This window comes from Paenibacillus sp. NPDC101420 (genome assembly GCF_050277435.1).
GTDB lineage: Bacteria > Bacillota > Bacilli > Paenibacillales > Paenibacillaceae > Paenibacillus_AQ.
In genome coordinates this window covers 693,889-713,651 of sequence record NZ_JBNNSE010000001.1, presented here as the reverse complement: position 1 = coordinate 713,651, position 19,763 = coordinate 693,889, and the positions used below count along the sequence as shown (strand labels likewise).

Here is a 19,763-nt window from a genome sequence, read left to right as displayed (position 1 = left end):
GAAGTCAGAGTCAAGGATACGGGAGGACAGGCAGCTAATAATAAAACGATTGTTAAGTCTCGTTGAAAACTATCAGGTCCATTTTAGGAGGCGAATGTCTATAACAATACTATTTTGAAAGCGTATTCTTATTGGCTGCATAGCTTCACAAAACTTTGGGAGGTGGTTCTCTAATGATAGCAGCTTCTAAAAAAATTACGGGTAAGTCGGCAGTAATGTATTTTTTGATTGTAATATTGTTTGTAGGTCAATTAGCGTTGTACCCCTCGGTGAGTTTAGCTGCGGGGAATTTAGCCCAAGGTAAAAGCATTACTTCAAGCTCATTTGGCGATGTTTATGTAGCAACTAATGCCAATGACAGCAATCAAGGAACGTATTGGGAGAGTGTAAGTAACGCATTCCCGCAATGGATTAAAGTGGACTTAGGCGACGTAAGCAGTGTCAATCAGGTTGTTCTAAAACTGCCGACGAACTGGGAAACAAGAACCCAAACGTTGTCGGTGGAGGGAAGCTCTGATGATTCTACTTACACTAATTTAGCAGCCTCTGCCAATTACACCTTTAATCCAGCAAGCGGATCTAATACTGTGACCATTAATTTTACAGCTGCGAGTGCTAGATATGTTAAATTGAACTTCACGGCAAATACAGGATGGCCAGCAGCACAGTTATCGGAATTTGAGATTTATGGCAGCACAACGACACTTCCAACAACAGGATATGAAGCGGAGAATGCTGCTTTATCCGGTGGAGCAAAAGTCAATACAGATCATACCGGTTATACCGGAACCGGATTTGTAGATGGCTATTTGACACAAGGAGCAACGACTGCCTTTAGTGTTAATGTTGCCTCTGCTGGAAACTATGATGCCGCATTAAAATATGCAAATGCTTCAGGCAGCACAAAAACGGTAAGTATTTATGTAAATGGGACGAAATTAAAGCAATCTTCTCTTTTAAATCTGGCCAACTGGAATACATGGTCCACAAAGGTTGAAACGCTAGCCTTGAATGCTGGTGCTAATACGATTACTTATAAATATGACGCTGGTGATACTGGAAACGTGAATCTGGACAACCTGATCCTTACTCCATCTTCAGCACCGACAGCAACACCATCACCAACAGCAACGTCAACCCCAATGCCAACGGCCACACCAACGGCAACACCAACACCAACACCGACAGTAACCCCAACACCAACGGCAACACCAACGGCAACACCAACGGCAACACCAACGCCAACACCAACACCGACAGTAACACCGACACCAACGGTAACCCCAACACCTGGGACGGGTTCAAATTTGGCTGTGAACAAAAGTATAACTGCGTCGTCCTCGGTCTTTACCTTTGTGCAGACGAATGCGAATGACGGTGATGTAACTACTTATTGGGAGGGGGCAGGGGGAAGTTATCCGAACACATTAACTGTTAATTTGGGCAGCAATGCTGATGTTACATCGGTTGTTCTCAAGCTGAATCCTGCATCGGCGTGGTCGACACGTACTCAGACCATTCAAGTGCTTGGGCATAATCAGAATACAACGGCTTTTACGAGTCTTGTACCTGCGACCGTGTATACCTTTAATCCGGCAACCGGTAATACAGTGACGATTCCGGTCACGGCTACAGCTAGTGAATTGCAGCTAAAGATCACTACCAACTCAGGTTCAAGTGCTGGACAAATTGCTGAATTTCAGGTAATTGGTACACCATCTGCGAATCCAGATTTGACGGTGACTGCTCTTACATGGACTCCAACCTCTCCAATTGAGACGGATGCCATTACTCTTAATGCAACAGTTAAGAATATCGGATCTCTAGCATCTGCTGCCACTAATGTGAATTTTTATTTGGGTACTACCCTTGTAGGGACTAGCCCAGTAGGTGCTCTAGCTGCTGGCGCATCAACGAGCGTATCTCTTAACCTGGGTGCAAAAGATGCAGCAACCTACTCATTAAGTGCAAAGGTCGATGAGAATAATACAGTGATTGAATCAAATGAGGGGAATAATAGTTTTACTAGTCCGGCTTCCCTTATTATTGCTCCAGTGTCCAGTTCTGATCTGGTTGCTTCCTCCGTCAGTTGGACACCTGGCAATCCAGCAGGCGGCAACACTGTAAGCTTCTCAGTTGCCATTAAGAATCAAGGTACAGCAGCTTCCGCGAGTGGTGCGCATAACATAACTCTGACGGTTTTAGATGCTACTACGAATGCGGTGGTTAAGACTCTAACAGGCTCCTATAACGGCGTGATCGCAAGTGGGGTGACCACAGCGCCTGTAGCTCTTGGTAATTGGACTGCAGGAAATGGCAAATATACTGTGAAGAGTGAAATTGCAGTAGATGCTAATGAGCTGCCTGTAAAACGGGCTAATAATATTCAGACGCAGTCACTGTTCATCGGTCGAGGTGCGAACATGCCTTACGACATGTATGAGGCTGAGGATGGAGTTATTGGCGGTGGGGCCGTAAAGCTTTCAGCCAACCGGACCATCGGCGATCCTGCAGGTGAGGCTTCAGGCAGAAGAGCAGTCACTCTGAACACCACAGGTAGCTATGTTGAATTCACGACAAAAGCCAGCACGAACACTCTGGTTACTCGTTTCTCGATTCCAGATTCAGCGAGTGGTGACGGCACAAATGCTACGCTTAACATCTATGTTAATGGTGTCTTTAGCAAAGCTATTAACTTAACCTCTAAATATGCATGGTTGTACGGTTCTGAGACAAGTCCTGGAAATTCGCCAAGCGCAGGTTCTCCACGGCATATTTATGATGAAGCTAACATTATGTTTGATAGTACCATTCCGGCAGGAAGTACGATCCGTTTACAAAAGGATACCGCTAACACTTCCCAATACGCCATCGACTTCATCAGTCTTGAGCAGGTTTCACCGATTGCTAATCCAGATCCGGCTAAATACACTGTTCCTGCAGGCTTTACGCATCAGGATGTTCAAAATGCGCTTGATAAAGTGCGGATGGACACCACAGGAAATCTCGTAGGTGTATATTTGCCACCAGGAAACTATCAGACCTCTAACAAGTTTCAGGTCTACGGCAAGGCAGTGAAGGTTATCGGTGCGGGTCCTTGGTATACAAGGTTCATTGCTCCAACTAACCAAGAGAATACCGATGTCGGATTCCGAGCCAGTGATACTGCGAATGGATCTACCTTTGCGAATTTCGCTTATTTCGGAAACTATACTTCTCGTATCGACGGTCCTGGTAAAGTATTTGATTTCTCCAATGTGGCGAACATTACGATCGACAACATCTGGACTGAACATCAGGTCTGTATGTACTGGGGAGCCAATACCGATAACATGGTGATTAAAAACTCCCGTATACGTAACACCTTCGCTGACGGTATCAATATGACTAATGGAAGCACGAATAACCTGGTGTCTAATATTGAAGCACGGGCAACAGGTGATGATAGCTTTGCATTGTTCTCGGCGATTGATTCTGGTGGTGCAGATATGAAGGATAACATCTATGAGAACCTCACTTCAATCTTGACTTGGCGTGCTGCTGGTGTAGCTGTCTATGGTGGATACGCAAATACCTTCCGTAATATTTATATTGCGGATACACTTTGCTACTCCGGGATTACAATCAGCTCTTTAGACTTTGGATATCCGATGAATGGCTTCGGAGCTTCACCGACTACGAATTTTGAGAATATTTCTATTGTTCGTGCAGGTGGGCATTTCTGGGGCGCGCAGACTTTCCCGGCGATCTGGGTATTCTCGGCCTCCAAGGTCTTCCAAGGTATCCGAGTCAATGATGTGGATATCATTGATCCGACCTATCATGGCATCATGTTCCAGACCAACTATGTAGGTTCCACTCCACAATTCCCTGTAACAGATACCATCTTTAATAATGTTACAATTACCGGTGCGCAGAAGAGCGGCGATGCTTTTGATAGTAAATCCGGAGTGGGTATCTGGGTGAATGAAGCTGCTGAGGCTGGTCAAGGTCCAGCCAGAGGCTCAGCAACCTTCAACAATCTGAAGATTACGAACACGGTAACAAATATTAAGAATAATACTTCTACTTTTACCATTAACGTGAATCCGTAAATTGTAGATCAGTAGTCAGTTATAATGAAGCCGCCTGCCCATAAATTTGGGAGGCGGCTTTTTAACTTAGGGAGCTTGCAAGCTCCAGAATCGACAGGAGGTGCCACTCAAGTTACAATGAAGGGTATGTAAAGTAATGAAGGAGGCACTATATATGACACCACTAGTTGTTAACAATATAACTGAGCTGATTGGGAATACACCGGTTGTGCGACTAAATCGGTTGACCACCCCCCAAGATGCAGAACTATATGTAAAGCTGGAACGCTTCAATCCCAGTGGCAGTGTAAAGGATAGAGCAGCTTATAATCTGATCCTGCAAGCAGAACTAGCCGGGCTGCTGAAGCCCGGAGGGACCATTATAGAGCCGACAAGCGGAAATACAGGCATTGGATTGGCTATGAATGCCGCTGCAAAAGGCTATAAAGCGATTCTTGTCATGCCTGACAATATGACGAAGGAACGAATCAATATTCTAAAGGCTTATGGCGCTGAAGTTGTGCTGACTCCTGCAGCGGAGCGGATGCCGGGAGCTATTGCAAAAGCAATTGCGCTAGGGAAAGAAGTGGCAAACAGCTTTATTCCACAGCAATTTGAGAACAAAGCGAACCCTGACATTCACCGTACTACGACAGCTCTTGAAATTATGGAGCAAATGGAAGGGAAGCTGGACGTGTTCGTTGCTTCTTCGGGAACAGGTGGTACGATAACTGGAACTGGGGAAGTGTTGCGTGAGCAGCTTCCAGATATTCGCATTCTAGTTGTTGAGCCGCAGGGCTCACCAGTATTATCCGGTGGAAAGCCTGGACCGCATAAGCTGGTTGGAACCAGTCCGGGCTTTATACCCGCCATTCTGAATACAAAGGTCTACGATGAAATTGTTCAAGTTTCGGATGAAGATGCACTGAATACCGTGAGAATGCTGGCAGCACAGGAAGGAATTCTGCTTGGACCATCAGGTGGAGCCGCAGTATGGACAGCATTGCAGGAAGCACGGCGCCTCGGGGCCGGCAAGCGAGTGCTATGTATTGCACCTGATGCGGGGGAACGTTACCTGAGCATGGGAATATTCTAACTTCGTTTGGAGGAAAAAGAATGAATAAGCTTATGGTAAGTTTCTTTATTGCTCTTATGTTGGTGGGTTGTTCCAGCAACAACTCTATGACCAGTGATGGCGATCATGTTGAGTCTACACCGGAACAAAGTGCTGAAACTGTACTACCTTCACCAACGCTTCCTCCAAGCGCAGAGCCATTACCAACTCCAAGCAAGCAGAAGACTGAAGCTTATCTAGATACTGAGAAGCTGAAGACGAATTTTGGCTTTGCGGATGCAGAGGGGCGGAATATTCTAGTTACCGGGCATGAAAAAGGGCTGGATCAGGAGATGGCACAATTAAATGAGGCTATTGGTGATCAGGGGAATGTGTTAAAGGTTAAATTTAATAAATGGCAGGATGGAACAGAGAACAGCAATGGCCGGGAGATGGCACATAATTTTGTAAATCTGGCGGGTTATCTTTTTACGGTGGAAGAAGCAAGTGCGACCCCGGATGAAACCTACTATTTGACGGATCAAACAGACTTTAAGGTTGATGCGCTTTTGCCTATTGAATCCTTAGAGGGTCAAGAAGCTTTATCTACTGTGGAGGAAAGTATTCGACAGCGTATTGTAGATACGAAAAAACGTGAAATTCAGAAAATCTGGAAGCTGGCAGACCTATCTACAGATCGACAGCTGTATCTCGTTCAATTCGTAAGGCTGGATCAGAATATGTTATTTAGTCTCGTTTGGAAAGAAAAAGATGAATTTACCTTCATGGACTATCCAGCGGTGATTCAAGGAGATGAATATTCGGTCTGGCGGGTGGATGATGGCGGAGAGGTTATGCCTGAAATGTTCTCCATCCTTTTTGCTGCTGATACCTCAGAGGGCCCATTACTCGGCCTGAATTGGTGGGGCTCAGAGGGAGTAAATACGTTTTTTCTGAAAGGAGAGGGAGATTCGTTTAAAGAAATGGATATCCAATATGGACGTTATACTTCACCACTTTAGGTAGGATTTCGCAGTAAAAGTAGAAATGACATGGTGCATCGTGAGATGTATCTTTTTTTTGCTACAATATAAGAAAGCCTGCTTATGATATTATGAATGTCAGCAATCACCTTTTAAAATACTTAAATTTGTAACATTAATGGGTCTATATAGCCCGATCGAGTCATGTCGCTTAGATGAGACGGTGATATTGTTAAGCATAAGATGTGCAGGAGGGGACGGCAACGTATAAACAAATAAAGTATATGATCCTGTTATTGCCAACGCTAATGGTGGGGATCTGGGAGATTGTGCGTCACCAGTTTCTAATGCCTTATATTTCTATGGATTTGGGGAACTATTTGACGCCAGTCCTGGTGTTTTTAGTCAGTCTTGTGTTGCTCGTCCCTTTGTTCTCTCTTATGGAACGGAATCAGCGGGAGCTGGAGCAGGAACGTGCGCTTAAAGATGCAATGAAGGCTCGGGAAGGACTTGCCAAAGAACTGCATGATGGAATGGCGCAATCTTTATTTCTCTTATCTGTCAAAATCGACCGGTTAGAAGCAAGCCGCAAGAATGGTGAGGTCAGTGAGGAAAATGTGGATCAGATCAAAAAGACGGTCCATGAGGTGAACCGTTATGTGCGGCAGGCCATTGCCAATCTGAAGATTCCGTTCTCAGAGCAGAGTTCTTTTTCATTGGAACAGTCGGTAAAAGATCAGCTAACCCAGATGGCGAACGAGATTATGATTGAAGCCTCTCTCGAATGGAGCCTGCAAGATGATGCGCTCTCCCCTTCGGAAAAATCAGAATTGTTATCCTGTATTCGCGAAGCGATCATTAATGTTCGTAAGCATACACGAGCTGGACTGGTTTCAATTACTGGCGCTGGCGATGAGAAGAACTGGAGGGTAGTTGTTACAGACAATGGAGAAGGATTTCAGTATGATCCATTTGAAGTGAGTGGCAGCTACGGACTTCAGATCATGAAGGAACGTGTCGAGGGGATGGGCTGGAAGCTTAGGCTGACTTCTGGTGACACAGGCACCCAGGTTGAAATTACGAAAGGGGAAGTCAGTCCATGAGCCGATACCGGGTTTTAGTTGTAGATGACCATGCGCATGCACGTGAGGCGATGTGCGAGATTTTGTCCATGGATGATAGTTTTGAGGTCATTGGAGTAGTGGAGAGTGGTGCTGAAGCGATCGCTTTCACAGCCCAGTGGATGCCTGATCTCATCCTAATCGATATTCAGATGCCGGAAATGGACGGGCTGGAGACGACTCGCCGGATCAAGCAGGAATATCCTTATGTCAAAATCGTTATCGTTACCGTATCGGACGAAATTTCCCACCTCCTCGAAGCGCTAAAGCAAGGAGCACAGGGGTATTTGCTAAAGAATCTGGCACCTTCCACCTGGATTCAATATTTGCAGGCCATTGTTAATGAAGAAGCACCGCTTAGTCGGGAGCTGGCTTTTCAAATCTTGAAGGAGTTCACCGTACCCTCTGTAACGGATGAAGGGGAGTCGTTGACGGCTAGAGAGAAAGAAATTTTAAGCTGTGTATCTTCTGGATCAAAAAACAAGGAGATTGCAGTGAGCTTGGGGATTTCGGAGCATACCGTAAAAAACCATTTGAAGAACATCCTCCAAAAGCTGCAACTCCAAAACCGAACGCAGCTGACGCGTTATGCCTTGGAGCAAGGGCTTGCTTCGCGTAAACGAGATTTTTCGAAAGATGTATAGCAGGGAATTAAGGACGAAGATATATAATTATTGATGAGAAGAGGCTAACTATGAACAGATTATCTCGAAAAATAATGATGTTATTCGCACCAGCTGCAGCAACACTGTTATTGTTCGCAGCAGTGGCTAGCGCGCACGTAACCGTGGCACCAGCACAATCTAGCACGGGGGCATGGGAGACTTATACATTAAAGGTTCCTTCGGAAAAAGACGTGGCAACTGTACAAGTTGATCTACGAGTTCCAGCAGGTGCCGAGTTTAAACAATATGAGGCTACACCCGGATGGGATGTTACCATTGAGGGGAATAAGGTTAGCTGGATAGCTAATGGTGAGGGCATTCAGAAGGGGCAATTCCAACGCTTCTACTTTACGGCCAAGAACCCTGATGGCGCTGGCGACATTGCATGGGATGCTTATCAGCACTATGCCGATGGAAGCTTGGTGCAATGGTCCGGTGAGGCTGGAACAGAGAATCCGCATTCCATTACTACAATTGTACAAGCTTCCGGTGGGGATGAACATTCTCACGGTTCCAATGTCAAGAGCGATTCCATGAGCATGGAAGAGCATAATGCTATTATGAAAGATGAGGAAAAATCAAACAGTGTCAATCCAATGGTCTACATCGCAGTCGGGATATCTTTACTTGCCTTTTTAATAGCGGCTATAAGTATATTGCGCGGGCGGAAAGAGTAAGCGGAGATCGTTGGATTCCGTGATCTGAGTTGGATACTTTGATAAGAGAAAAGTTTGAATTTATAACTGTGAACAGTCTCGAGTGAAGTTTGAGACTGTTCACGGTTTTTTTGTGGAAATTTGGCATATGATCTTTAGGACATGAAAGAAGCCCCAGCCGATAAACGACGGGAGCTTCTTTTATGTTTTTTTGTTGTGAATTACTTTTACTTGGCTACAGCCGTTTCCGCTTATAGAAGGTCACAAAGACTGCAGTCAGCAGTAAGAGAAGTATCGCGACCCCAGTAGTGATGGCTTCACTCGTGCTGCCTTTTTGCTGCATAGCGCCAGCACTGCCGCCAAAGTTACCACCCATGCCACCAGGCATACCGCCACCCATACCGCCACCCATTCCGCCACCGCCAGGGCCATTTCCACCTTCAGGGATAGCTGGTCCACCCATGGCACCCGGTGCACCGCCAGGCCCTCCAGTGAATCCACCTTGAGCGGCTTGCCCATCGGTATTGGTCTGCGCACCCTGAGCGGCTTGCCCGTCGGTGTTGGTTTGACCACCTTGAGCAGCTTGCCCGCCAGCTGTTGCTTGCGTGTTACTGCCGGGACCCGCGCCGGCATCAGGGATAGCCGGTCCGCCCATGGCACCGGGCTCACCGCCTGCGCCGCCCTGAGGAGCCTGCCCATCCGTGGCAGCTTGCCCGCTTTCGGCGTTCGGTGCAGCACCACCCGCGCTCTGATCCGCCCCCGCGCCAGTCTGCCCGTTACCCGCGCCGTTCGCGCCTTCTCCAGCACCAGCGCCATTCCTAGCACCACCTCCAAAGCCGCCGCCGCCCATGCCACCACCCATACCGCTTCCCGATCCGTCACCGGAGGAAGGGATGGTTCCGTCGAGCTGCTGCTGGATATTTTTAGCCATGTTCGACATGAAGGTCTTAACAGACTTAATCCCTTCTTCATATTGCTCGAAGGTGTAGAAAGCAGAAGGATCTGCTTTGACATAGCTGGAAATCATCATGTCCAGCTGATCCATTCTAGTTTGAAACGTATCATCCGCTAGATAGCCATTAATCATTTCGCTGACGATCTCGTGATATTTCGCTTTGTATTCGTCGTTAGCAAGTAGCTTCGCAATCAGAGGACGTTCAGCCAGCGTGCCTTGTGTAGGCTCGTCAATCAGTACGTCTGCGCTGCCCATGCCGCCAAAAGCCATATTATAATCCCACGGCAGGATCGAGAAGACGCCTTCGTCTTCATATAAGTAATAATTTTGTTTATTACCACCTAAATAACTGTCCATATTTGCCGTGACCGCATTTAGAGCGATATACTTCAGCGATTCCTCTACGTCGATGTATTTTTCATAATCGGTGCCGTTATTAAGCTCATTCAGCATATCGATCAGAATTTCATCGTTAGATTTATCCGACTTCATTACTAATCCGGTATAGAGGGAAGGGTCGTCACCAAGCCAAGTCAAGTCACTGCCCTGACCGGTCATTTCCCCTTTATAAAGTGCGCCGTAAGAGTTCCCGAAATTGCGTTCCAAATATGCGTCGCCGATCTGTTCCACCGCGAGGTAGAAGCCCTTCAGTTCATCGTTGACGTATACATTAACGAAGGAATATTTCGGCGTCGGGAGTCCGACACTCTCAGCGAGCTCATAGGTCAGAAATTCACGCATATAAGAAGCATCGCTGTAATTGTTATTCAGGTTGATCTTATTGATGCCGAATAAGTTCTGGTTCACATATTCATCAAAAGAAATTTTAAAGCTGTACCGATCAGAGTCTGTCATCTGTACTACACTTCTGAGACTAAGATTTCCTTTGGTCCGCACGGCAACGTTATCGAATTTAACGCCGTTGTACTCAACCGATGCGGTTTTATATTCTTCCGCGCTGGCATTATCCAGCATATCCTGAAAATCATCCGGGTCCAAAGTGATTTTGACATCGACGACCTTATCTTTTGGAAAGACCTGCTCGTCTAGATTTTTCTCGTCGCTCGAGACTACCTTATCCTTAGAATCTGTTGCAGTTTCGTTTGTTGCCGATGGACTTGCGTTCTGGCACCCAGCTACAGCGATGACCAGCAGCAGGCAACAAAGACTCAGCAGGATAGATTTACCTCTTGCTTTCATCTGGGGCACCGCCTTTCATCTTATTATGTTTAGGATACATAGTCACCGCTGTAGCTAATCAGAAGTGCATTTTTTACACCTTTAAGGTCGGAAACTGTGTTGACAAAGCCACCTACTTTATCATCCAGACGAAGCTCTAGTGTTAATTCGATATTGTTTGCAGATACTGTTTTTTGCTTCACGTTGTAGCGTTTCACGGATTTGGTGATATGGTTGTGGACTTCATGTTCACTCTCATCGCTATCACAGTTAATGACCAGCAAATATGGTGTTTCGATAGAAGAATGCTTGATGAAGAGGAACAGAATTAGACCGATTATGATTGAACCCACAATAGCCAAAGTGAAGAAGCCTGCGCCAGTTACAATCCCTGCGACTGCTGCCCAGAATAAGAAGATCAGATCAGTTGGATCTTTGATCGGCGTTCTGAAACGAACGATGGACAATGCGCCGACCATACCGAGGGACAGAACCAGGTTAGAGTTGATAGCGATAATGACAGTGGCTGTAATCATGGTCATGCCCATTAGCGAGACGTTGAAGCTTTTGGAGTATAACACTCCGCTAAATACACGTTTATAGAGCAGATAAATAAAGTATCCGATCAGAAAAGCCACACCTAACGTGATTAGCATTTTCGAGATGCTTATATCGGAGACAAAGTTGTCTATCACCGAGTTTTTAATGATATCTGAAAAAGTATTTGTGGTTGTATCTGTTGTTGCGGTTGCTGCCATTGTTGCTAGTGATGCATTCATAATCAATAATCCTCCCAAGTGTTGGTTTTTAAGAATTTGCGGCAGATCACATATTTTGAAGCGGACTGTCTGTTCAGCCCCTCTAACTGCAGCGCAATCTTAATGTATTCCGGAATGTACTCATCGAATTTCACTTCAAAAATAATAAAGTTCTCATCAATCGCCCGAATCGGATGCAAATCCTTATCAAAAATATCCGTCGAATGCAGACCGGTTCGTAATTCTTTATCGAACGTGATCCGCACGTTGCCGTTGTGGCAAACATAGGGCTCGCGAACATAATCCACGATGACCTTCGGCCGAAGAAGGTTATGGCGCATCTGATTGTATAATTCCATGAACAGTGGACTGTCCGGGACATTCAGGACCTCATAGTTACCTGCCATGATCTCGTCGTACATTTGACGGGTCAGCGGCTCTTTAATTTTGGCGATATAATCGTCCATTTTGATTTTTTTCTCAAAGTGAATGATGTTGTCTTGAATGTTGTAGATACGAATACGATATTTGGCGCGTTCTCTGAGACCTCCGAGTTTGTCGGCAAGCGCCGAGTTGTTGATGTCGTCAAAATACAAACTGCGGATATGATATTCGCCACTTTCATTGGCATGCTGGTCTGTATCAATCAAACTCTGTAATCGTTGGCGTAATACAAGGTATTGATGATAGTTAATGAAGAATTTTAGTTCATGCCGGAATTGAAGCTTGTTACTCATTTTCCCACCTCGTTTCTATCTCTATCTCTGTCGTTGGCTAACCTTGTTGCACAACTAATTCTAGGAGACAGACCTTATGCTTAACTTAAAATAGACTGAATGTTAGCTGAATGTTTTACACTGCGTTAACAAAAGTATAGATCTATAGATTTGACTTCTGACTTTCTGGAAGGCTATCTTAGTTAGAAGACTAGAGAGAAAAATGAAGGAGGAGCCGTGATGAAAGACTATAAATTCGCCATCATCCTAGGGATAGTAGTGATTGTTCTGATCTTGGTGGCTGTTGGGATGGAGTGGTCCAAATCCGGGAGCTCCAAGAAATCATCAGCCCCGTATGATCTTGTTACCACCTTTAAGGGAGATGCGGGAACGAGTCGTGCGTTTACTTGGTATACTAGCGATTCCAATTCCGCAGGAGTTCTGGAGTTAGTAAAGGGACAGATGTCCTCTTTTGTAGAATCGGATGTACTAAGGGTAGAAGCAAATAGTAGCGCCATCAAAACGGACCATGGTCCCAGAGGTTTTCACAAAGCGGAGGTTACAGGACTTGAACCTGGGACGTTATATTCTTACAGAGTGGGCAGCGGGCTTGAGGGAGGATGGAGTTCAGTTGCGGAATTTACCACGGAAGAGGTTGGACTAGATAGTGTTACGTTTATCAACGTCGCGGATTCTCAAGGGGAGAGGGCGGATGATTTTAAACTGTGGGGGAAGACATTGAGCAAGGCCTTTCAGACCTTTCCAGAGGCCAAGTTTATTGTGCATAATGGTGACTTAACGGAGGACCCGGAGGATTCGGCGGGCTGGGATCAATTTTTTGGTAACGTGCAAGGCTTGCTTTCTGCGATACCCTTAATGCCTGTTACGGGAAATCATGATCAGGTTGATGACGATGCGACGGACTTTACTTCTCATTTCAACCTGCCAGATAACGGGGCAAAAGGTTCTATTGCGGGCACCTCGTATTCCTTCGATTACGGTCCTGTACATGTGTCTGTATTGAATACGGAGAGCAATTTGAAAAAGCAAGCTGAGTGGCTGAAGCAAGATTTGAAGAGCACGGATAAGGAATGGAAGATTGTTGCGATGCACCGTCCGGCATACGGGGGCAATTCATATAAGAAGGTTGAAGATTGGACGGATATTTTTGATACATATGAGGTCGATCTGGTGCTGCAGGGTCATAATCATGAGTACTCCAGATCCTACCCTTTGCGGGCTGGAAAAATCGTTCCTGAAGGTGAGAATCCGGTAGGTGCTAAAAAAGGTACGGTATATGTGGTGACCAATGCATCTGGTGGGAAGTTTAATGAGAAAAAAGAGGATCAGTTCTATCATGCGGTGCATTTTCAAAACTACAAGCAAATGTTCGCAGGGATTAGTGTTACCAAGGATAGTTTGACTTATCAGGCTTATGATGTGGATGGTAAGATGCTGGATGAATTTGTGCTTACGCATTAACCAGTAGTAGCTTTCTTCACCATTAGGGTGGAGAGGGCTTTTTTGGGATTCTTCTGGATTTTTGATTTGACACTCCTCTTAGGGGAGGCATTTATGCTTGTGAAATGTAATCTAAGGTGTGAAAATGGTACGATTTTTAGAGACAAACTTCATGAAAATACAACCATTTTCTATCGATTATGAAAAACATTACCATTATAATGAAAGCGTTATCAGAAAAATTTAAATAGTCGAATTTAGGGGGGAGGGAAGAAGCAGGGATACAGAGTAGGAGGAAAGCAAAAGCAAACCAATAAAATTGTAGGAGGCGTAAAACGTGATTCGTAATCGTATCCGAAAAACTGGATTGTTAATCCTGCTTGGCGCGATGATAGGCTCTTTATTCTCTGCATTCCCAGCTACTACTCATGCGGCCGCAAGTGAACCTTACAATTGGAAGAGTGTTGTAACGGGAGCCGGCGGTGGTTTTGTACCCGGAATTATTTTTAATCAGTCCGAACCCAATTTAATTTATGCCAGAACAGATATCGGGGGTGCGTATCGATGGAATCAGGCTACCTCTAGTTGGACTTCGATTAGTGACTCCGTAGGCTGGGTCGATTGGAATAAGAATGGTGTAGATGCCCTTGCTACAGATCCTATTGATCCGAACAAAGTCTATATGGCAACAGGTACTTATACTAACTCCTGGGATAATAACGGTCAGATCATGCGCTCTAGTGACCGGGGAAACACCTGGCAAACCACTCCGCTGCCTTTTAAGGTAGGTGGCAATATGCCGGGCCGCTCTGCGGGTGAACGCCTTGTCATTGACCCGAATAAGAATAATATTTTATTCTTCGGAGCCAGAAGTGGCAATGGGCTCTGGAAAAGTACGGACTCCGGTGTTACTTGGTCGAAGGTAACCTCTTTTACGAATGTAGGAACATATATTCAGAATCCGACACTGGATTACGGAAATGATCTCGTTGGCTTATCCTGGATTACGTTCGATAAGAGCACAGGAACACTTGGCAATGCGACTCAAACGATATACGTAGGGGTTGCCGACACAGCAAGCAGCGTTTATCGCAGTACAGATGGAGGCGTGACTTGGACAGCTCTGGCAGGACAACCTACAGGCTACTTGCCACATCATGGCGTGCTTTCATCTACAGGCGATCTGTATATTACTTATAGCAATGGTGTAGGTCCTTATGACGGAAGTAAAGGTGAGGTTTGGAAATACAATAAAACAAGCGGTGCTTGGACGAATATCAGTCCTTCAACCGGAACGGATAATTGGTATGGCTTCGGTGGTTTAGCTGTGGATGCACAGAATCCTAACACAGTTATGGTATCCAGTTTAAACGCTTGGTGGCCTGATGAAGTGATTTTCCGCAGTACTAACGGTGGTGCAACATGGAGCCGAATTTGGGACTGGGGCAATTATCCAGAACGAACTTATAAGTTCAGTATGGATATCACAGCAGCACCTTGGCTCGATCACGGAACGACTTCGACCTCTCTTGATCCTTCACCAAAACTGGGCTGGATGATGGGCGATCTGGAAATTGATCCTTTCAACTCTAACCGGATGATGTATGGGACGGGGGCCACCATTTATGGCTCGAACAATTTGACCTCATGGGATACCGGAGGCAAGGTGAATATCTCGGTTATGGCCAAGGGTGTGGAGGAAACGGCTGTGCTCGGACTGATAAGCCCGCCAACGGGAACCTCCCATTTGATCACTGCACTTGGTGACGTTTCTGGTTTCCGTCATGAGGATTTGTCGGTAGCTCCAACTAAATTCCAGACCAGTCCTTCATGGGCAACAACAATGAGTATCGACTATGCAGAGTTGAGTCCATCTTATATGGTACGGGTAGGCAGTGCAGATAAAGAGAAGACACCAAGTATGAAATCCATTGGTATCTCTAACGATGGTGGTGTGAACTGGTACATGCCAAATTCCGAACCGTCAAATGGCACCAAAACAACAGTAGGGCATGGACAAGTAGCTGTGTCTGCAAGTGGGAACTCTATTTTGTGGAGCACCTCGGATATTGGTGTGTACTACTCCAAAACAACAGGTAACTCTTGGACAGCAAGCGCCGGATTACCTGTAGGAGCAAAAGTAGCATCTGACCGAGTGAATGCTAACAAATTTTATGGTTTTTTTGCTGGGGTCTTCTATGTTAGTGTGGATGGCGGAGCTACATTTACTGCCACTTCAGCTTCAGGTTTCCCAACCAATAATGTAGCTGGATTACAGCCGAATGAAGCTCAGATCAGCATGACAGCAGTACCAGGTATTGAAGGTGACATCTGGTTTGCAGGAGGAAATACGACTGAGAATAAGTATGGTTTGTGGCACTCCACGAACTCTGGTGCGAGCTTCACGAAGTTAACCAACGTACAAGAAGCTGATCTCATTGGTTATGGAAAGGCTGCGCCGGGTCAAACTTACATGGCATTATACACGGTAGCGAAGATTGATGGCGTGCGGGGTGTCTTCCGTTCCGATGATGTTGGCGCAACTTGGGTTCGTATTAATGACGATGCCCACCAATACGCCAAGATTAATATGGCGATTACTGGTGACCCAAGAATTTACGGACGTGTATATCTCGGAACGAATGGCCGAGGCACATTGTATGCTGATCCTGTCAATCTACCAGCTACAGGCTCAACCATTACTCCAACAACTGCAAGCTTTGATAAGAAAACAGCGAATCAGGCCGACGTCGCAGTAACGCTGACACTGAATGGAAATACGCTCAGCACGATCAAGAACGGAACGGCGACATTGGTTACTGGTACAGATTATACGGTCAGTGGATCTACTGTGACCCTTAAAAAAACGTATCTAGCGACGCAAGCGGTAGGAACGACCACGCTGACGTTTAGCTTTAGCGCAGGGGCTAATCAATCATTGGCGGTTGCGGTGACGGATACGACAACACCAGTAAGTAACTCCACGATAACACCAACAACCGCAAGCTTTGATAAGAAAACAGCGAATCAGGCCGACGTCGCAGTAACCATGACGCTGAATGGAAACACGCTCAGCACAATCAAGAACGGAACGGCAAGCCTTGCAGCTGGAACGGACTATACTGTCAGCGGTTCAACAGTAACCCTTAAAAAGGCGTATCTAGCGACGCAAGCGGTAGGAACGACCACGCTGACGTTCAGCTTTAGCGCAGGAGCGACGCAATCCTTAGCGGTTGCAGTGACGGATACGACAACACCAGTAAGTAACTCCACGATAACACCAACAACCGCAAGCTTTGATAAGAAAACAGCGAATCAGGCCGACGTCGCAGTAACCATGACGCTGAATGGAAACACGCTCAGCACGATCAAAAACGGAACAGCCACCCTCGTAGCAAGCACAGATTATACAGTGAGTGGTTCTACAGTAACGATTAAGAAAGAGTATCTGGCAACCCAAGCGTTGGGAAGCACTACGCTGACCTTTGAGTTTAGTGCAGGAACCACACAATCCTTGGTTGTCACGATTGCGGATACGACAGTAGCTCCTACTGCAGCATTGAAAGTACAGATGTATAATAGTTCATTGTCTGCTTCCGGAAATACGTTGAATCCAAAGTTTAAGCTGGTGAATACGAGCACAAGTGCTGTGACACTCTCTGATGTGAAAGTGAGATACTATTACACTATTGATGGTGAGAAGGCACAAAGCTTCTTCTGCGACTGGTCACAGGTGGGAAGCGCGAATGTAACAGGAACATTTGTAAAATTGCCAACAGCTAAAGCAAATGCGGATTATTATCTGGAGGTTGGTTTCTCAAGTGCAGCAGGTTCACTTGCGGCGGGTGCGAGCATCGACATTCAGGTGCGTGTGTCTAAAGAGGATTGGACGAATTACACTCAAACCGGAGATTATTCCTTTAATGCGGTAGATACCAACTATGTGGACTGGAGCAAAACACCAGCATACGTGTCAGGAAACTTGATTTGGGGTAGTGAACCTAACTAAAGACATCACCAATATTTATGCAATAGTGGCTGTCCTAGAAGTAGAGAATTCTACTTTTGGGGCAGCTTCTATCTTTAATAAATAGACCAAACGACGATCGAGCAGGCTAGAGAGGAATTAGGGAATAACTCCCCCGAAAATAGCCGAGTTTAGCCTTAAATGAACGAAAACAAGGAATTCCTCCCTAAAAATCAGGGAGATTTCTTTATTTTCTAGCAAATCAGCTAAATTATAGGGAGGTTTTCCGTAATTACTATTTGGATGAGTAGATATTTCAGAATTACAGGGAGAAATTCCCTAATTATTCTATCGGCGCTTCAATTGATATGCCATTTGTTTAGTTGTTACAACGTTTGTCCACTATCTACCGTAATGATCTGTCCGGTCATTGCTTCCTGTTCGAGTGTCGCGCAGACGAATTGAGCGATATCCTCAGTGGATGATAGACGCTGGAGCAGCAGATTAGGTGCTAATTTATGCATCTGTTCTTCTCGACCAGACCACCATCTGGTAGCAACAGCTCCCGGTGCGACACAGTTCACTCTAATAGTTGGAGCTAGCGCATGGGCTAGAGATTTCGTGAGGCCATGAACAGCAGCTTTGGAGACCGCATAAGGAAGGGAAGAGCCTAAGCCAGTTTGTCCGGCGATGCTGCCGAGATTGACGATGGTGCCTGAACCGCTCAGGTTCATATATGGTGCAACTGCTCTGGCGCAGAAAAACATTCCTTTCACATTTACATCATAGAGTTCATCCCAGACTTCCTCCGTTGCTTTTTCCAGATCACCCAGCGCAATATGTTTAGTAATACTGGCGTTATTCACCAGCAGATCTAACGTCCCAAAATGCTGAATAATCGAATGGACCATACTTCGCACTTCCTGATCCTTAGAAACATCGGCTTGTACTGCTATCGCTTGTCCACCTTGATTCATAATCGTATTCACGGTTTCATTACCTTCCGCCTCGGATCTAGAATAGTTCACTGCAACAAGGGCTCCGCGTCGGGCTAATTCTAGACTTACAGCTCTGCCAATTCCAGTACCTCCACCAGTTACTAAGGCTACTTTATTGTTAAGATCCATCCTTATTCACTCCTTTGGTTGGCGTATGTTGTTGATATAGAGTATTCTATAGTGATTATTGGATTTCGTATAATTGAATTAATTGAAGGTTTGGTTCAATTTATTTGAATTAAGTAGTGGAGGGCTCAGGAATGGATCTAAAAACAATAAAAACCTTTCAAACCATTGTGAGTTCAGGAAGCTTTAACCGTGCAGCAGAGGAATTGAATTATGCCCAATCCACGGTCACGATGCAAATGCAGAGGCTTGAATCCGACTTAGGATGTCAACTGCTTGAGCGGGGAAAACAAATCAGCTTAAGTGAAGCTGGCAGATTGTTTTATGAAGAGAGCTTACATATTGTTAAGGATATGGAGCGGTTGCAGAGCCGTTTGGTCGATTTGAAGATAGGTGAGGCGGGCAACCTCCGCATAGGGGTAACGGATCCGACGGCGAGCTATCGTTTGCCGCAGCTGTTAAGCAGCTTTATGACGCAGTTTCCGAAAGTGAAAGTCTCCGTGGAGATCGCGGGAACCGTTGCACTCAGTGAACTGCTTTTGCGAGGCGAAATTGATATGGCTGTATGTTCAGCGCCAGAGCTGGGTAAGGAGCTTTATTTTGAACCCTTATTTACGGAGGAATTTGTGTTACTTATGCCAGAAGAGCATCCGCTAGCTTACAAGGAGAATATCACGCCAGAGGATTTACAGGATCATAGGTTACTTATTACGGCAGCAAACTGTCCTTATCGCAAAAAATTAGAAAGTATGCTACAGGAATCAGGTGGTGCACCGTTCGATACTATGGAGATTGGAAGCATGTCGGCTCTAAAATATTTTGTGGAAAGTGGCTTAGGCGTCGCTCTTGTCCCTGAGATAGTCTTGAATCCGGCCCCTGCAGGAACGGTAGTGCGAAAACTGGAGGGAAAGGTTATCGATATGACCTGCGGTATCCTATGTAAACTTTCGGATTATCCCTTGAAGCTGGCGAGCTCCAGATTGTATCATTTTTTAAAGCAGGAGCTATCCGCGACAAGGATATTTTAAATTTTAAACGAATTGTATGTATT

General features: G+C 45.7%; 13 protein-coding genes. 9 read left to right on the top strand and 4 right to left on the bottom strand.

Features of this window, described 5'->3' with window-relative positions; translation table 11 throughout:
* Window positions 1–173 precede the first annotated feature (173 nt).
* From ACQKMP_RS03330 to ACQKMP_RS03305, 6 genes are all read left to right on the top strand, one after another.
* The gene (locus ACQKMP_RS03330; RefSeq protein WP_427468818.1) at window positions 174–4,094 is read left to right on the top strand and encodes a discoidin domain-containing protein; all 3,921 of its coding nucleotides are present in this window, start codon (window positions 174–176) and stop codon (window positions 4,092–4,094) included.
* 154 nt (window positions 4,095–4,248) lie between these two features.
* Window positions 4,249–5,169: a cysteine synthase A gene (gene cysK, locus ACQKMP_RS03325; protein ID WP_042187183.1), complete on the top strand. Its 921-nt coding sequence runs from the start codon at window positions 4,249–4,251 to the stop codon at window positions 5,167–5,169.
* 20 nt (window positions 5,170–5,189) lie between these two features.
* On the top strand, window positions 5,190–6,149 hold the full coding sequence (locus ACQKMP_RS03320; RefSeq protein WP_427468817.1) for a hypothetical protein: 960 nt from the start codon (window positions 5,190–5,192) through the stop codon (window positions 6,147–6,149).
* 290 nt (window positions 6,150–6,439) lie between these two features.
* Window positions 6,440–7,213: a sensor histidine kinase gene (locus tag ACQKMP_RS03315; protein ID WP_427468816.1), complete on the top strand. Its 774-nt coding sequence runs from the start codon at window positions 6,440–6,442 to the stop codon at window positions 7,211–7,213.
* The gene (locus ACQKMP_RS03310; RefSeq protein ID WP_042187189.1) at window positions 7,210–7,875 is read left to right on the top strand and encodes a response regulator; all 666 of its coding nucleotides are present in this window, start codon (window positions 7,210–7,212) and stop codon (window positions 7,873–7,875) included. The genes ACQKMP_RS03315 and ACQKMP_RS03310 overlap by 4 nt, the downstream gene beginning before the upstream one ends.
* A 50-nt stretch (window positions 7,876–7,925) precedes the next feature.
* Window positions 7,926–8,573, top strand: a complete 648-nt coding sequence (locus tag ACQKMP_RS03305) for a DUF1775 domain-containing protein (protein ID WP_427468815.1) — start codon at window positions 7,926–7,928, stop codon at window positions 8,571–8,573.
* Window positions 8,574–8,787: 214 nt separating this feature from the next.
* On the opposite strand, the gene ACQKMP_RS03300 is transcribed toward ACQKMP_RS03305, so the two are convergent.
* The 3 genes from ACQKMP_RS03300 to ACQKMP_RS03290 are packed head-to-tail and all read right to left on the bottom strand — an operon-like array spanning window position 8,788 to window position 12,181.
* Window positions 8,788–10,707: a CotH kinase family protein gene (locus ACQKMP_RS03300; RefSeq protein WP_427468814.1), complete on the bottom strand. Its 1,920-nt coding sequence runs from the start codon at window positions 10,705–10,707 to the stop codon at window positions 8,788–8,790.
* Between the two features lie 29 nt (window positions 10,708–10,736).
* Window positions 10,737–11,444, bottom strand: coding sequence for a DUF4956 domain-containing protein (locus tag ACQKMP_RS03295; protein WP_339248529.1), 708 nt, complete (start codon window positions 11,442–11,444; stop codon window positions 10,737–10,739).
* Between the two features lie 23 nt (window positions 11,445–11,467).
* Complete coding sequence (locus ACQKMP_RS03290; RefSeq protein WP_076298420.1) at window positions 11,468–12,181, bottom strand: polyphosphate polymerase domain-containing protein; 714 nt, start codon at window positions 12,179–12,181, stop codon at window positions 11,468–11,470.
* Window positions 12,182–12,400: 219 nt separating this feature from the next.
* On the opposite strand from ACQKMP_RS03290, the gene ACQKMP_RS03285 reads away from it, so the two are divergent.
* Both ACQKMP_RS03285 and ACQKMP_RS03280 read left to right on the top strand, forming a co-directional pair.
* Entirely contained in the window at window positions 12,401–13,642 is a 1,242-nt protein-coding gene (locus ACQKMP_RS03285) for a purple acid phosphatase family protein (protein ID WP_427468813.1), read from the top strand.
* A gap of 367 nt (window positions 13,643–14,009) precedes the next feature.
* Window positions 14,010–17,630: a X2-like carbohydrate binding domain-containing protein gene (locus ACQKMP_RS03280; protein WP_427469204.1), complete on the top strand. Its 3,621-nt coding sequence runs from the start codon at window positions 14,010–14,012 to the stop codon at window positions 17,628–17,630.
* A 344-nt stretch (window positions 17,631–17,974) separates the two neighbouring features.
* Here the strand turns inward: ACQKMP_RS03280 and ACQKMP_RS03275 are convergent, their stop codons facing one another.
* Window positions 17,975–18,715 carry an SDR family NAD(P)-dependent oxidoreductase gene (locus ACQKMP_RS03275; protein WP_427468812.1) on the bottom strand — a complete coding sequence of 247 codons (741 nt, stop codon included), beginning with the start codon at window positions 18,713–18,715 and terminating at the stop codon, window positions 17,975–17,977.
* A gap of 131 nt (window positions 18,716–18,846) precedes the next feature.
* Between ACQKMP_RS03275 and ACQKMP_RS03270 the strand changes: the two genes are divergently transcribed.
* Complete coding sequence (locus tag ACQKMP_RS03270; protein ID WP_427468811.1) at window positions 18,847–19,740, top strand: LysR family transcriptional regulator; 894 nt, start codon at window positions 18,847–18,849, stop codon at window positions 19,738–19,740.
* Window positions 19,741–19,763 lie beyond the last annotated feature (23 nt).